Annotated in this window: 15 protein-coding genes and 1 pseudogene; 6 read left to right on the top strand and 10 right to left on the bottom strand. The window is 64.9% G+C overall.

Annotated elements, in window-relative coordinates:
- Positions 1 to 55: 55 nt before the first annotated feature.
- The 3 genes from AC1RZR_RS15795 to AC1RZR_RS15785 are packed head-to-tail and all read left to right on the top strand — an operon-like array spanning position 56 to position 3,584.
- Positions 56 to 1,630, top strand: a complete 1,575-nt coding sequence (locus AC1RZR_RS15795) for a sugar ABC transporter ATP-binding protein (RefSeq protein ID WP_481828890.1) — start codon at positions 56 to 58, stop codon at positions 1,628 to 1,630.
- Positions 1,627 to 2,601, top strand: a complete 975-nt coding sequence (locus tag AC1RZR_RS15790; protein WP_477278545.1) for an ABC transporter permease — start codon at positions 1,627 to 1,629, stop codon at positions 2,599 to 2,601. The genes AC1RZR_RS15795 and AC1RZR_RS15790 overlap by 4 nt, the downstream gene beginning before the upstream one ends.
- Positions 2,598 to 3,584 carry an ABC transporter permease gene (locus tag AC1RZR_RS15785; protein WP_477278544.1) on the top strand — a complete coding sequence of 329 codons (987 nt, stop codon included), beginning with the start codon at positions 2,598 to 2,600 and terminating at the stop codon, positions 3,582 to 3,584. Before AC1RZR_RS15790 ends, AC1RZR_RS15785 begins: the two co-directional genes overlap by 4 nt.
- 91 nt (positions 3,585 to 3,675) lie before the next feature.
- On the opposite strand, the gene atzF is transcribed toward AC1RZR_RS15785, so the two are convergent.
- The 8 genes from atzF to AC1RZR_RS15745 are packed head-to-tail and all read right to left on the bottom strand — an operon-like array spanning position 3,676 to position 11,985.
- Entirely contained in the window at positions 3,676 to 5,511 is a 1,836-nt protein-coding gene (gene atzF, locus AC1RZR_RS15780) for an allophanate hydrolase (RefSeq protein WP_481828889.1), read from the bottom strand.
- Positions 5,508 to 5,858, bottom strand: a complete 351-nt coding sequence (locus tag AC1RZR_RS15775; protein ID WP_379099262.1) for a cupin domain-containing protein — start codon at positions 5,856 to 5,858, stop codon at positions 5,508 to 5,510. Before AC1RZR_RS15775 ends, atzF begins: the two co-directional genes overlap by 4 nt.
- Positions 5,851 to 6,519 (bottom strand): cysteine hydrolase family protein, encoded by a 669-nt coding sequence (locus AC1RZR_RS15770; RefSeq protein WP_477278541.1) that lies wholly within the window; start codon positions 6,517 to 6,519, stop codon positions 5,851 to 5,853. Before AC1RZR_RS15770 ends, AC1RZR_RS15775 begins: the two co-directional genes overlap by 8 nt.
- Complete coding sequence (locus AC1RZR_RS15765) at positions 6,519 to 8,048, bottom strand: ABC transporter ATP-binding protein (RefSeq protein WP_481828888.1); 1,530 nt, start codon at positions 8,046 to 8,048, stop codon at positions 6,519 to 6,521. The genes AC1RZR_RS15770 and AC1RZR_RS15765 overlap by 1 nt, the downstream gene beginning before the upstream one ends.
- A gap of 22 nt (positions 8,049 to 8,070) precedes the next feature.
- Positions 8,071 to 8,772, bottom strand: coding sequence for a biuret amidohydrolase (gene biuH / locus AC1RZR_RS15760; RefSeq protein ID WP_379099270.1), 702 nt, complete (start codon positions 8,770 to 8,772; stop codon positions 8,071 to 8,073).
- A 16-nt stretch (positions 8,773 to 8,788) separates the two neighbouring features.
- Positions 8,789 to 9,715 carry an ABC transporter permease gene (locus AC1RZR_RS15755; protein WP_481828887.1) on the bottom strand — a complete coding sequence of 309 codons (927 nt, stop codon included), beginning with the start codon at positions 9,713 to 9,715 and terminating at the stop codon, positions 8,789 to 8,791.
- Positions 9,715 to 10,803 carry an ABC transporter permease gene (locus AC1RZR_RS15750; RefSeq protein ID WP_481829067.1) on the bottom strand — a complete coding sequence of 363 codons (1,089 nt, stop codon included), beginning with the start codon at positions 10,801 to 10,803 and terminating at the stop codon, positions 9,715 to 9,717. Before AC1RZR_RS15750 ends, AC1RZR_RS15755 begins: the two co-directional genes overlap by 1 nt.
- A gap of 54 nt (positions 10,804 to 10,857) precedes the next feature.
- Positions 10,858 to 11,985, bottom strand: a complete 1,128-nt coding sequence (locus AC1RZR_RS15745) for a BMP family ABC transporter substrate-binding protein (protein WP_481828886.1) — start codon at positions 11,983 to 11,985, stop codon at positions 10,858 to 10,860.
- Positions 11,986 to 12,257: 272 nt separating this feature from the next.
- Here AC1RZR_RS15745 and AC1RZR_RS15740 point away from each other — a divergent pair, with 272 nt between their 5' ends.
- Complete coding sequence (locus AC1RZR_RS15740) at positions 12,258 to 12,980, top strand: GntR family transcriptional regulator (protein WP_481828885.1); 723 nt, start codon at positions 12,258 to 12,260, stop codon at positions 12,978 to 12,980.
- A gap of 137 nt (positions 12,981 to 13,117) precedes the next feature.
- A pseudogene (locus AC1RZR_RS15735) lies at positions 13,118 to 13,266 on the top strand (ABC transporter permease); the annotation flags it as partial.
- 180 nt (positions 13,267 to 13,446) lie between these two features.
- Here AC1RZR_RS15735 and AC1RZR_RS15730 read toward each other — a convergent pair.
- Together AC1RZR_RS15730 and AC1RZR_RS15725 are read right to left on the bottom strand one after the other, a co-directional pair.
- Positions 13,447 to 13,785 (bottom strand): DoxX family protein, encoded by a 339-nt coding sequence (locus AC1RZR_RS15730; protein WP_481828884.1) that lies wholly within the window; start codon positions 13,783 to 13,785, stop codon positions 13,447 to 13,449.
- The gene (locus tag AC1RZR_RS15725) at positions 13,782 to 14,198 is read right to left on the bottom strand and encodes an ester cyclase (RefSeq protein WP_481828883.1); all 417 of its coding nucleotides are present in this window, start codon (positions 14,196 to 14,198) and stop codon (positions 13,782 to 13,784) included. The genes AC1RZR_RS15730 and AC1RZR_RS15725 overlap by 4 nt, the downstream gene beginning before the upstream one ends.
- A 72-nt stretch (positions 14,199 to 14,270) precedes the next feature.
- Here AC1RZR_RS15725 and AC1RZR_RS15720 point away from each other — a divergent pair, with 72 nt between their 5' ends.
- Positions 14,271 to 14,912, top strand: a complete 642-nt coding sequence (locus tag AC1RZR_RS15720) for a TetR/AcrR family transcriptional regulator (protein ID WP_481828882.1) — start codon at positions 14,271 to 14,273, stop codon at positions 14,910 to 14,912.
- Positions 14,913 to 15,024 lie beyond the last annotated feature (112 nt).

The raw sequence follows: 15,024 nt of genomic DNA, 5'->3' as shown, positions 1-15,024 counted from the left end.
GAGGGGCGGCGTCAACTCGAAATGATTTGAGCCACATGATCGAGAACCAAACAATTTGACCACCAGTCCCCTCCTCGACGCCACCGGCGTCGCCAAGAATTACGGCGCGGTTGCCGCGCTGCGCAACGCATCGCTGTCCGTCCTGCCGGGCGAGGTGCATGCGCTGATGGGCGCCAATGGCGCCGGCAAGTCGACGCTGGTGAAGATCCTGACCGGTGCTATTTCTGCCAACGCGGGCCGCATCCTGATCCGGGGCGAGGCGCGTGACATACGCTCGCCCGCCGCCGCGCGCCGCGCCGGCCTGTTGCCCGTCTACCAGGAGCCGTCGCTGATCCCCGATCTCGACGTGCTGTCCAATCTGCGGCTGACCGGCACGCCGGTCGAGCCGTTCCGCGCCTGGGTGCGCGAACTCGGCATTCCCGACCTCGATATCCGTGACACCGCGCGCGACATTCCGCTGGCCGTGCTGCGCGTGCTCGACCTGGCGCGGGCGCTGGCCGTCGAACCCGACGTGCTGCTGCTCGACGAGATGACCGCGGCCCTGCCCGCCAACCTTGCCGAAAAGGTGCTGGAAGTGGTGCGCCGCCAGGGCGACAGCGGCCGCGCGGTGATCTTCATTTCCCACCGCTTCGTCGAGATCTCGGCGCTCTGCGACCGCGCCACCGTGCTGCGCGACGGCGAGACCGTCGGCGTCGTCGACATCGTGCCCGGCGTCGAGGAACAGATCGTCGAGCTGATGCTCGGCGCCCGCATCGTCAAGACCCATGTCGCGGCGCGCAGCGCTGCCCAGAAGGCTGCGCCCGCCGCTGCCCGCCCGCGCCTCTCGGTGCGCAATCTGCGCGTCGGCACCAAGCTCAACGACGTCTCCTTCGATCTCGCCGATGGCGAGGTCGCCGGCGTCGTGGCACTCGAAGGCCAGGGCCAGGACGAGCTGTTCGCCGCCCTTGCCGGCTCGATCCGGCCGTCTGGCGGCGCAATAGAAGTCGACGGCCAGCCGGTGAAGTTTTCCCACCCGATCGACGCTATCCGCGCCGGCCTCGCCTATGTGCCGGGTGACCGCGCCGAAGCGCTCGCCATGCAGCGCTCGGTGCGCGAGAACATTGCCCTGCCCTTCAGCGCCGCCCTGCACAACTGGGGGCCGATTGCCATGCGCCAGGAGCGCGCCAAGGTGGCCGGCGCCATCGACCGCCTGCAGATTGACACCCGCGCGCAAGGCGAGGTGCAGCGCCTGTCCGGCGGCAACCAGCAGAAAGTGACCATCGCCCGCTGGATCGCCGCCGACACGCGGACCCTTTTGTGCTTCGACCCGACGCGCGGCATCGATGTCGGCACCAAGCAGGAGATCTACAAATTGCTGCGCGAGCTCGCCGGCCACGGCAAGTCGGTGCTGTTCTACACCTCCGAACTGGAAGAGGTGCAGCGCGTCTGCGACCGCGTCGTCGTCATCTTCGGCGGCCGTGTCGTCGATATCTTCCCGGTCGAGGAGGCCGACGAGCCGGCGCTGATGCGCGCCGCCTACGGCCTGCCGCGCGGCGCCAAGGCCGATATCGGCATCCTTGCCGATCCCCACTCCTCCTCTCCGGAGACCTCGCGTTCCCCGGATTCGACCGCGCCAGGGACGACGCCATGAGCCATTTCCTGCGCCGCCAGGGCTGGGTCTTCGGCCTGTTCGTCCTCTTCGTCGTGCTGTTCATCGTCACCAGGCTGATCCAGCCGGCCTATGGCAGCAACGATTTCGGCTCGCTGGTGCGCGCCGTGCTGCCCTACGCCTTTGCCGTCGCCGCACAGACCGTGGTCGTCATTGCCGGTGGCATCGACCTGTCGGTCGCCGCCATGATGGCACTGACCAGCGTCACCGCCGCCTCGATGATGAATGGCGCCTCGGAGGAATACGCGCTGTTCGTGGTGCCCTTCGTGCTCGCCATGGGCCTCGTGCTCGGCGCCGTCAACGGCCTGCTCATCGTCGTCACCCGCGTGCCCGACATCGTCGTCACGCTGGCCACTTTGTTCGTGCTGCAAGGCGCGGCCCTGCTGGTGCTCGACGCACCGGGCGGTGCCGCCGCCGAATGGCTGAAGGGGCTAATCTCAGGCACCGTGCCGATACCGGGCCTGCCCGACGGCATCGATGCCTGGCTGCCGAAGGCGCTGCTGGTGCTCGTCATCTGCCTCTGCATCATCTGGATCCCGCTCCGGCGCTCGCGCCTCGGCCTCTCCATCTACGCCATCGGCTCGAGCGAACTGGCGGCGTTCCGGAGCGGTGTGCCCGTCGCACGCACCCGCATCATCGCCTACGCGCTGTCCGGTCTGTTCGCCGCTTTTGGCGGGCTGGCGCTGACCATGAGCACCGGCATCGGCGCGCCCATCCCCGGCCCCTATCTGCTCGCCAGCGTCGCGGCGGTGGTGCTGGGCGGCGTGGCGCTCGGCGGTGGCAAGGGCGGCCTGCTCGGCCCGATCGTCGCCGTCTTCGTCTTGCGGTTGGTGCGCACCGACCTGACGCTGCTCGCGATCGACCCCAACGTCACCGCCATCATCGAAGGCGCCATCATGGTCGCCGTGGTGATGTTCGGCGCCTTCATCACAATGCGGAGCCGGCAGTCATGAGCAATGCCGCAACCATCCCCCAACCCGTCCCCTTCGGTCGCCGCGTCAAACGCTTCATGGCCGACCGGCCGCTGATCCCGCTGATCATCCTGCTCGTCATCCTGGTGGTGATCCTGCAGATCCTGCGCCCGGGCATCGTCAACGAACGCTGGATCGCCAACACCATCAAATTTGCCATCCCGCTGGCGATCCTCGCCGGCTGCCAGACCATGACCATGCTGACCGGCGGCATCGACCTCTCGGTCGGCACGGTGGCGACGATGAGCGCCTTCATCATGGCGACGCAAGTCGTCAACCAGGACCCGGCGGTGGCTTTCCTGCTGGCGATGATGCCGGCGGTGCTGATCGGTCTCGTCAACGGCATCGGAGTCGGCGTCTTCCGCGTCCACCCGCTGATCATGACGCTCGGCACCAGCCTGATCGGCACCGGCTGCCTGCAGGTCTACCAGCGCACGGTGATTGCGTCGGGCGCCAAGATCCCCGACTTCCTCGCCTGGCTCGGCACCGGCCTGACATACGGCGTGCCCAACGCCCTGCTGCTGTTCGTGCCGCTGGCCGCTCTGATCGTCTTCACTCTGAGCCGCACCGGCTTCGGCCGCCTGCTCTACGCCGTCGGCGACAATGAGCGCGCAACGCGCCTCTCCGGCGTGCGCTACTGGCAGGTGATAACAGCGCTCTACGTCATCTCCAGCGTGCTCGCCGGCATCACCGGCCTGCTCTATATCGGCCTGATCAAGGCGCCTTCGCTGTCGCTCGCCGAACCGCTGGTGCTGCCTTCGGTGGCCGCAGCCGTGATCGGCGGCACCTCGATCTTCGGCGGCCGCGGCGGCTACACCGGCACCATCATCGGCGCGCTGATCCTGACCGTGCTGACGACGCTGCTGACTATCCTGCAGATGCCGGAGGGAGCAAGAAGGATATTGTTCGGGCTGATAGTGCTGTTCGTGACGGCGGCTTATCTGCGGATTGTGGAGGAGCGGTAGGGGGTGGCGATGAAGCGACCGTCAGTTCCTGACCGTAGTGGACAATCCGCATTCACACAGACCCCCAAGCGGTGGCTGATCAGATAGGCCGCTAAAGGACCTTTTTCGCTCGCTGATCGCCTTGGTCCGCCAAGTCCTTGCATCGGCCGACGAAGCGGCGCCAGCCACCGAAGGACGAGATGTCGGAGGCACCGCTGAGGCCAGCGGTCTCAACCAGAAAACCCTTGGCCGAACTGCCGTCCTCAAGCTCGATGGTGCCGATGCCGAGCGGTGGCGGGATGGCCGCGACGAAACGGCCGAAGGCATCGGCGGACAGCCGCCAGACCTCGACCTCGACCGCGGAGCCGCCTTCGGCGACACGGATCAGCCCGGGCTTTGGCACGGACTGACCGGCCAGCGCATAGAGTCTGTAGGCGGCGGAGGTTTTTGCCGCACGCGAGAACCGTGCGCCGAGCTGGCTTAGCTGGCCGTTGAGCGGCATGCCCGAAAGATGCGCGCCAACAACCACCAGATCGATCATCTCATCGGGCGCGCATTCGCCAAGGGGCGCGTGGCGGGGCTGCCAGCCGGTTGCGCCGAGGACAAGGCCGCTGGCGGCATGGATATCGCGGGCCAGGGCCGCTGTGAGGTCATCCCTGCCCGCCGCAGCGAGCAAGGTCACGCTCATCGGCAGCCCGTCATCGCGCTTGCCGGTCGGCACGGCGATGCCGCACATGTCGAGCAGATTGACGAAATTGGTGTAGGTGCCGAGCCGGCTGTTGGTGGTGATTGGATCGGCGAGCACCGCATCGAGCGCATAATGCGTTGGCGCGGTCGGCACGCAGAACAGGTCGACCGAGGCGATGACCGAAGCGAGCTTCGCCTTGTAATCCTGAAGCGCATAGAGGCCCTTGAAGGCATCGGCCGCCGAAAGGCTTCGCGCGCCGCCGATGATCTTGCGCGTCACCGGATGCATGGCCGCTTCGTTGACCTCCATGAAGTCGCGGACCGCCGCGTAACGTTCTGCCACCCAGGCGCCTTCGTAGAGAAGGTTGGCGGTGGCGTAGAAGTCGGCGAACGGGATTTCGACCAGCCGGCAGCCAAGCTTTTCCAGCAAGGCAAGAGCAGTCTCGTATCCGGCCTGCATGGAAGTGTCGCCAAAGAATTTCAGATCGACCTTCGCAGGCACACCGACGCTCAGCATCGGTGGGCGCGCGGTCAGGGCCGGCACCTTGATCGCGCGCGAATAGGCGTCGGCGGCATCCTTGGCAGCGGCGACGCCGAACACCGCATAAGCGTCATCGACGGTCAACGCGAACACCGAGATGCAGTCGAGCGTGCGGCAGGCCGGCACGACCCCGGCGGCTGAAAGCGCACCGACGGTTGGCTTCAGCCCGACGATGTTGTTGAGGCCGGCCGGAATGCGCCCGGACCCGGCCGTATCGGTGCCGAGCGCGAAGGAGACGATGCCACGCGCCGTCGCCACTGCCGACCCCGACGAGGAGCCGCCGGGGACCAGGCTGGCATCGACGGCGTTCCTCGGGATCGCATACGGCGTGCGCACGCCGACAAGGCCGGTGGCGAACTGGTCGAGATTGGTCTTGCCGACCACCAGCGCACCAGCGGCCTTCAGCCGGGCCACGACAGTGGCGTCCCTCTCCGGCATATAGGCATATTCGGCGCAGGCCGCCGTGGTCGGCATGCCGGCGACATCGATGTTGTCCTTCACCGCGAACGGCACGCCCCACAGTGGCTTAGTGACCGGATCGAACGGTCCGAGCTTTTGCGCCTGCGCCAGCAGGTCCGCCTTGCCGGCGAGATGGATGAAGATGCCTGGATCATCGGCTGCCTCGACGCGGGCATGAACGGCATCGATCATGGCGGCGACAGGGACACCGCTGGCATAGGCCGCGTGCAGGCTGCCGATGTCGAAGCGGATATCGCTCATTTCGCCTCCCCCAGAATGATCACCGGCAGGTCCCACTGGATCAGCACGACGCAGCCGTCCTTCGTCCACACCGAATGCTCGGTCCCGACAGGGTTCAGGATGACGCTGCCGGCCGGATAGTCGCCATTTTCGTCGCTCTGCGTGCCCTCGAGCACGACGATGGTTTCAAGCCCGGCATGGCGGTGACGCGGCACGCCGGCGCCGGCCCGGTAGTTGAGGATCGCCACCGAGGGTTCGACAGGTCCGCCCTTCAGCAACCAGTGCACCGTGATGCCCTCGCGAAAAGGCTCGAACGTCATATCGCGCCAGCCACCACCGATGAGGCCAGCAAAACTCAGATTAGCCATTGGCAATTCCCTGCAGCACCTGATCGGTCGTCGCTGTCCAACCGACGATGGCGCCTTGGGCGCGGATCATGGCAAGGGCCGCTGCCTTGAACTCCGGGAAATAGCTTTCCGTTGCGTCTTCGGCCAACAGGCACTCATAGCCGCGATCATTGGCCTCGCGCATTGTCGTCTGTACGCAGACCTCGGTGGTAACGCCGGCGAAAACAAGTTGCCGCGCGCCAAGCCGCCTCAGGTCGTCGCCAAAGCTGGTCGCGTAGAAAGCGCCCTTTCCCGGCTTCTCGATGACTATCTCGCCTGGCAGCGGCGCCAGTTCGTCTAGGATTGCCGTGCCCGGCTCACCGACGATCAGCACGCGGCCCATCGGCCCGACATCGCCGATGCGGATCGACGGATTGCCGCGGTTGCGCTTGGCCGGCGGCAGGTCGGAAAGGTCGGCCCTGTGGCATTCCATCGTGTGGATCACCGGCAGGCCGGCGCCGCGGAACCCCTCGATCAGCTTCTTCACCGTCGGCACGATGGCCGTGACGCGGCTGACATCGTTGCCAAGGCTGGCGCCGAAGCCGCCGGGCTCGGCGAAATCGCGCTGCATGTCGATGACCACCAGCGCCAGCGTGCCCAGCTTGAAGCCGAAGGCAAAAGGCTGCGCATCGATTTCAGCCATCAGTGATGCCCCGCCATATGCTCGCCAATGGTCTGCACGCTCGCCTGCGCTATTGGCGTCTCGTAGACCAGCGCGCCGTCCGACATGACGAAGATCCGGTCCGACAGTTCCAGCAGCTCGTCGAGGTCTTCCGACATCAAAAGCACGGCCGCACCCGCATTGCGTGCCTTCATGATGCGGGCGCGGATCTCGGCCACTGCCGAGAAATCGAGGCCGAAACAGGGATTGGAGACAATGAGCAAGTCGACCTCGCCGGTCAGTTCGCGCGCCAGCACGGCGCGCTGCACATTGCCGCCCGACAGCGAGGCGATGGGCGACGACAGCGATGCGGTCTTGACCTTAAACTGCTCGACCAGCCTGGTGCTGAACGCGCGGATGGCACTGGTGCTGATCCAACTCACCGGCCTGCCGTTGCCGTCCACGTCGAAGGTGCGGAACGAGATGTTCTCGGCGACCGTCATTCTCGGGGCGCAGGCATTCTTCAGCGGCTCCTCCGGAATGAGCCGCACGTTGAGCGCCCGCGCCTCGGCGCGCGTCGCGGCATAGGTCGAGCCGCGCACCAACACCTCCCCCGCCTCGCATGGACGCTGGCCGGCCAGCACTTCCAGAAACTCCTTCTGGCCGTTGCCGGAAATGCCGGCAATGCCGACAATCTCGCCCGAGAGCACGCCGAGATCGACGATGCTGATCGATTTCAGTCCGGTTCTATCGGGCGCCTTCAGGGACCTGATCTTCAGCACAGTCTCGGCATCGGGTTTCGGCGCGGCGCGACTGTCGAGCGCGGCGATCGGCTGGTCGCCGATCATCATCGCCGCCATCGCCTTGTGGTCGAGGTCGGCCACGCGGCCGGTTCCCGTAAGCTTGCCCTTGCGCAGCACGCTGACATCGTCGGCGAAGGCCGTAACCTCATGGAACTTGTGCGAGATCATCAGCACGGTAAGGTCGCCTGCTCTTGTCATGTCGCGGACAAGACCCAGCACCTCCTGCGCCTCGCCAGGCGTCAGCACCGAGGTCGGCTCGTCCAGCACCAGGAAACTGCGGCCGAGATAGAGCTGCTTGATGATTTCGAGCTTCTGCTTCTCGCCGGCCGCAAGCTCCGCCACCTTGACATCGAGTGGCAGCTTGAACGGCATCCGCTCCATGAACGCGGCAAGGTCGGCGCGTTCCTTGCGCCAGTCGATGATACCTGGAACTTTCTCGCGCGAGATGACGAGGTTCTCCGCTCCGGTCAGCGACGGCACCAGCGTGAAATGCTGGTAGACCATGCCGAGCCCGACCGCCGAGGCGTCCCTTGGACTGGCGATCTTGACTTCCCGGTCATCGACCAGGATGTCGCCGGAGGTCGGGTGATAAAAGCCCATCATGCATTTGACGAGGGTCGACTTGCCGGCACCATTCTCGCCGAGCAGCGCGTGGAAGGAGCCTGCCGGCACCTTCACGGAGACGCCGTCCAGCGCCGTGAAGCCGCCGAAGCGCATGGTCATGCCGATGGTTTCGACGCCGACCGCTTTTCTGACGCTGTCACTCATCGTGGCCCCTCATGGCATCCCCTCAGGGCAGCTGCGCGACGAGCGCCTTCGAATTCGACACCGTGCCGAAGACGCCGCCCTGCATCTTGATCATCTTGATGGCCGCCAGGTGGTTGCCGTGGTCGGTCGCCCCACAGCAATCCTCCAGCATCATGCACTCATAGCCGCGGTCATTGGCCTCGCGCATGGTGGTGTGCACGCAGACATCGGTGGTGATGCCGGTCAGCACGATATTCTGGATGCCGCGCTGGTTGAGGATCAGCTCCAGATCGGTGGCGCAGAACGAGCCCTTGCCGGGCTTGTCAATGATCGGCTCGCCCTCGATTGGATAAAGATCGGGGATGATGTCCCAGCCCGGCTCGCCGCGCACCAGGATGCGCCCGCAGGGACCAGCATCGCCGATGCCGGCATTGATGCGGCGCGAGCGCCAGCGCTTGTTGGCAGGCAGGTCGGCGAGATCGGGCCGGTGCCCCTCACGCGTATGGATGATGGTGTAGCCCTTGGCCCGCATCGCCGACAGCACGGCCTTGATCGGTTCGATCGGCGCGCGCACCAGCGACAGGTCATAGCCCATATGGTCGACATAGCCGCCCGGCCCGCAGAAGTCGGTCTGCATGTCGATGATGATCAGCGCCGTGTTGTCGGGCCGCAGATCGCCATTGTAGGGCCACGGATAGGGCTCGGCGTCGATCGTGTGCTGGATGAATTCGGCTCTGGCGTTCATAGGCAAAACTCCAGTCTCATTTGGTTATCGACAGTTCACCCGGCGCACCCGCGAGCGAGCGTGTCGGTGACGAGGTGGCGATCATGATGATGAGGGTGAGGATGTATGGAGCGGCGTAGAACATGTAATAGCCCTGCGTCACGCCGACCGATTGCAGCGCCGGGCCGAGAGCGCCCGCCCCGCCGAACAGAAGTGCGGCGGCAAAGCAGCCGAGCGGGTTCCAGCGTGCGAAGATGACCAGCGCCACTGCCATCAGGCCCTGGCCCGACGAGATGCGCTCGGTCCAGCTGCCGGGATAGTAGAGCGACAGGTAGGCGCCGCCGATGCCGGCCAGCGCGCCGCCGACGCCGGTGGCCAGTAGCCGCACCGTATCGGGGTTGAGACCCATGGCGCGGGCTGCGTCTGAACTGTCGCCGACGACGCGCACGATGAGGCCGGCGCGGGTGTTGCGGAAGGCCCACCACAGGATGACCGAAAGCACCGCCCCGATCAGGAACAGCACGTTGACGTCGAGCGCGGCCTGCACCTGCGGTATGTCGGACCAGCCGCCGAAGGGAATGGCCGGCAAATTGGGCGCCTTCGGCTTGATGAAAGGCTTGCCGAAGAAGAAAGCCAGGCCCGAGCCGAACAGCATCAGCGCGATGCCGATGGCGATGTCGTTTACCTTCGGAAATTTGCAGATCCAGCCATGGAACAGGCCGAAGCACAGGCCGGCGCCGGCTGCGGCGAGCAGGCCGAGCCAGGGCGAGTTGGTCATAACCGCCACCGCATAGGCGGTCATGGCGCCGAAGACGAGCGTGCCTTCGAGCCCCAGATTGATGCGGCCGGAACGCTCGGTGATCGCCTCGCCCAGCGAGACGAAGATGAAAGGCGTCGACACGCGGATGGCGCCGCCCAGAATGGCCAGCGGCACGCCCCAGAGGCCGATCTCGGTCGCGTCCATCAGGCGGCTCCCTTCCAGAGATCGGGATTGAAGGCCTTGAGGCGACCGTAAAAGGTTTCGCTGAACAGGATGACGATGAAGATCATGCCCTGGAGCACAAGCACGGTGGCGTCTGGCAGGTCCATACGGCGCTGGATCAGCCCGCCCGAAGCGTCGATGCCGCCAAGCAGGATGGCGACCGGGATGATGGCCAGCGGGTTGTGGCGAGCGAGGAAGGCGACGAGGATGCCGGTGTAGCCGTAGCCCGCGGCGAGCGAGGCATTGGCGCTGCCCTGGACGGCGGCGACTTCCAGCATGCCGGCGAGCCCGGCAAGGCCGCCCGCCAGCGCGGTGAAGCCGACGATGAGCGGCCCGACGGACAGCCCTTGCACCTGTGCCGCGCGCACATTGCCGCCGGCGATGCGCGCGGCGAAACCCCAGCGGGTCTTTTCGATGAGCACCCAGGACAGAATGCAGGCGAAGATACCGGCGACAAGCCCCCAATGCACGTCCATGCCCGGAATGTTGCCGATGCGATAGATGTCCGCCAGCGGCTGCGTCGACGGCTTGTTGAGCGAGGCCGGATCGCGCAGCGGCCCTTCCACCAGCTGGTTCATCAGCGCGATGGCTATGTAGGCCATCAGCAGGCTGGAGATGGTTTCGTTGACAGCCCGGTAGTGGCGTAGCGCGCCGACGGCACCGATCCAGATGCCGCCGGCGGCCATGCCAGCCACGCCCATGGCAAGAATGACGATGAAGGATGGCGCACCGCTCAGCGCCACGCCGATGGCCGCGGCACCGACGCCGCCGAGCACGATGGCGCCCTCGCCACCGATGACGACGAGGCCAAGCCGTGCTGGCAGCGCCACGCAGAGCGCCGCCAACAGCAGAGGTGCGGCCCGCGACAGCGAGTTCTGGATGGAGAACCAGGAGCCGAAGCCACCCCGCCACATGGTTTCATAGAGCAGGACCGGCGACTTGCCGACAGCCAGGATGAACAGGCTGAACAGGGCCATGCCGACGACCAGCGCCACCAACGGAATGACGAAAGCTTCCGCCCGCCGCGCGATCCATTCCAGCGCCGCCGGATATCCTCTGGCGCCGAACATTACCGGCACGCCGGCCCCTGTCGCCGTATCCGCCATCGCCCCGTTCCCCTCTGATCAGGCGGTCGAGCCGACGACCCCGTCGACCAGATAGTCCATGCTTTCGAGCTCGATCGCGGTCTCCGGGAAGGCCTGGCCTTCGGTGGCGACGACGACGCCCTTGTTGCTCTTCAGCGGACCCTTGATGACGGCGAAGCCGCCCTTCATCATCTCGGCCAGCGTGGCGTCGAACTGCTTGCGCGCCGGCTCGCCGACGGCGGGGCCGAGCGGGCTCATCTTGACGAAGCCGTCGGCCAGGCCGCCGCGGGTGAAGTTCGGCAGCGGCTTGCCGCCCATGAGGTCATCGACGAACATCTTGTAGACCTTGGCCCAATTCCATTCCGCGCCGGTGAGATACTTTTCCGGCGCCAGCGGGCTCTGGTTGGCGTGATAGCCGCAGACGAAGGCGCCGCGGCCGGCCGCGGTCTCGACCACGACCTTCGGGCTGTCGACATGGCAGGTGATGACGTCGGCGCCCTGGTCGACCAGCGCGTTGGTGGCTTCGGCTTCCTTGACCGCCAGCGACCATTCGCCGGTGAAGATGACCTGGCAGGTGATCGTCGGATCGACAGAACGTGCGCCGAGCAGGAAGGAATTGATGTTGAGCAGCACCTGCGGGATGGGCTTGGCCGCAACGAAGCCGAGCTTCTTGCTCTTCGAGGTGTGACCGGCGACGACGCCGTTGAGATACTGGCCCATGCCGATATAGCCGAAATAGGAGCCGGCATTCATCGGATGCTTGTCTTTGTTCCACATGCCGCCGCAATGGCGGAACTGCACGTCGGGGAATTTCGCGCACATGGCCAGCATATGCGGGTCGAAATAGCCGAAGGAGGTCGGAAAGATCAGCGAGGCGCCGTCGAGGTTGATCATCGATTCCATCGTCTTCTGGACATCGACCGTCTCCGGCACGTTCTCCTCCTCGACGACGGTGATGCCCTCGATGCCCTTCAGCGCCGCCGCACCCTCGGCATGCGCCTGGTTGTAGCCATAGTCGTCCTTCGGCCCGACATAGATGAAGCCGACGGTGGCGGCGGCGGCAAAGGCCCGGCTGACGGGAAAGGCCGCGGAGGCAAGTCCGAGTGCCGCTCCGGCGGCGGAGGTCTTGAGCAACTGGCGGCGGTTAAGCATGAATCTGTCGGTCATGTGAATGCTCCCCTGTAGGACCCTTCCGGGTCGGTTAACGCCTTCTCAATAAAGTGCATGCAATCACCATGCCAATTCAGAAATCAAAATTTAATCAATGAAATCAATTGATATGGAAATGATACGTGCACAAGTGAGAGGCAATTGCATGCACTTTTTGCCTTGAAAACAGCCAATTTGACAGGCAGATTAAAACATAGGCATAGAGGGTGCGGCCTGAGTCGGGATCGTGCCGTTTGGCCGCTGGATTTCATGGCTTGAGACGCCGAAGCATGGGAGGCGAAGCGGACGTGTCGGGAAAGCGCAGCTTGATCCGGTCGGGCACGACCGTCGATCAGATGGTGCGGGCGATTGGCGACCGCATCGTCACCGGCTTCCTGCGCCCAGGTGAAAAGCTCGACGAGACTTCGCTTGCCGCCCGCTTCGACGTATCACGCACGCCGGTGCGCGAGGCGCTCGGCCAGCTCAGCGCCATGGGCCTGGTCGAGAGACGACCCAATCGGGGCGCCATCGTCGCCGTCGTCACGCAGGAGCATCTCGCCTCGATGTTCGAAAGCATGGCCGAACTGGAGGCGATCTGCGCCCGCTTTTCCGCCGAGCGCATGACCAGCAGCGAACGCCGCACCTTCGAGATCGAGCATCAGGCCTCGGCCCGGCTGGTGCAGCTGGGCGCCGAGGAGGACTATGAATATTTCAACACCGAGTTCCACAGCCGGCTTTATCGCGGCGCTCACAGCACGCATATCTGCGAAATGACCGTGATGACACGCAGCCGGCTGGCGCCGTTCCGTCGCGCGCAATTCATGCTGCCCGGCCGCCTGGCCAAATCCTGGCAGGAGCACGACGCCATCGTCACCGCAATCATGCGCGGCGACGGCGCTGCCGCCGGCAAGGCTGCGCGAGACCACGTTTCGATCGTCAGCGAGGCAAGCGCCGTCTTTGCCATAGGCGACCAGCCGAAGGCCGCAAGCACGACGCCGGTCACGGCGGGCTGACAATCCAACTGGCGGCGGCACCTGGCGCCGAAGATGCGGCCAGCTTGAGCACCCGTCTTCCCCCACACCCCCCTGCCGCTGGCGGCCCTCATCGTTTTCACTCGGGGCCGCACCGCTTCGGCCGCCTGCTCTACGACACCGGCACCATCATCGGGGCGCTCACCCGCACCGTGCTGACGACGCTGCTGACCATCCTGCAAATGCCGGAGGGGCAAGGCGGATCTTGGTCGGGCTGATCGCGCCGTTCGTGACGGCGGCGTATTTGCGGATTGTGGAGGAGAGGTAGGGGCGCGGACCCGAATGTCCGCTTCGCGCCGCATAGCGGTCATTTCGGCCCCGTCGCGCCCCCCAAAAGCGGAGGTCGGCTACATTGAAACGGTGACAACTCTCGCTGCCACCGTTGCATTGCACAGTGTGTAGACGCGAAATTCAAAGGCACACATTTTCATCTCCTTTTTGTGGATCCTTAGGCCCAGAACTGCAGCACGGCTGCGTCCGCCAGGATCATGAAAGCAAAGCCGATCGCCGGGGCGAGGTGCATGAAGCCCTCGCGTGCCTTGATCAGCGTGCCCAGCGCGGCGAGGATCAAAAGCGTGAGACCGACCAGCGCGATGATTTGCGTGGATGGAAACAGCAAAGCCGCTGCCCCCGCGACCTCCAGACCCGCCGTCAACAAACGCCACCCTTTGGGGTAGCCCCAGTTTTGGAAGTCCGCTTCGGCGTTCCCGGCATTGATGAGGTTGGCCAGGCCTGCGCCGGCGAACGCCAGCGCAACGATGCCGTTCAAAACCAGGGCGATGCTCATCGCGGAGCTCCTTCCGTCGGGTAGGCACCCATCTGGTGTAGAACCTCCTGCAGATTGAGCTCGTCCCAGTGCTCGACGAACCGATCACCTTCGACGCGCCAGATATCGATCGAGCGCATGGTAATTTCGGCGCCCGATGCCGGAACACCAATGAACGGTCCGGTGTGGCGGGCCATGTAGGTGTAACGGCCGACGACGCGGTCGCCGACGGCAAAGGCGTCCTCGACGACGACGTGGGTGTCGGAGAGCGTTTCGAACCAGTGGCCCATGAACTCAACGACACCGGCAAGGCCTGGCCGGACGCCGGGGTTGTGGTTGACGTAGTCTTCAGAAACCAGTTCGGCGAAGCGTTCAGCGTTGTGGCTGTTCATGATGTCGGCGAACAGGTGAGCTAGATCGACGGGGTTGCGCATGTTGACCTCTATGAGTTATAAGGCGATACACAATCGTATCGTATAAAGTCATATAAGACGGAATCGTATCGTATGCAAGAAGGAAGTTCCAGAAAGTGGCGGGACGACGATCCGCGCAGGCTGCGGATGGCCGAGACGAGGGCTTCGATCCTGCGTGCGGCGCGTCCCATTCTGCTGAGGGATGGCCTCGGCGGAACGACGCTGGACCGGGTCGCGGCGGAAGGGGGCATCGCGAAAATGACCCTCTATCGTCACTTCCCAAGTAAGGAGGCGTTGTTTGAGGGATTGGTCACCGCGATGTGTGAGTACATGCGCGAGGGAATCGAGAACGCCGCGACACCCGACATCAACAAGCCCAGGGCGGACAGGCTTGCTGAAGAGTTGCACGCCTTCACGACGGCCCTTCTTGAGCCGGACGCGCTGGCACTCTATCGCTTGATCGTCGCTGACGGATGGCGCTTTCCCGCTCTGTCCAGGGTGTTTGACCTTTCCGGCACGCGCGTTATTCGGCAGCGCATAGCGGGGTTGCTTGAGCCTGGCGCAGTCCCTTCCAACGAGTCACTGACAATCGCTGGCGGGATCGTGGCGCTGGCACTAGGGGATGCCTATCAGCGCGCGATCATGGGCATCGTCGAAGAGGGAGACGCCGAGGTGTTTGAACACCAAATCGAAGCTGCCATTGCTTACGGGCTTAGCCGCCTTAGCCTTTCTTGAACGTCCGCTATCACCATTTGATTGTCAGAAGCTGACGGACCGCTAACGGCCCATTTTGAGACGTTGCGGCCTTGATGCTAAGCGTCCGTCCACGCTGGTTCTCGGCGGAAAA

The organism is Mesorhizobium bavaricum (assembly GCF_056781655.1).
Note: the sequence above shows the minus strand (reverse complement) of the source record. Positions and strands in the feature narration are given on the sequence as shown.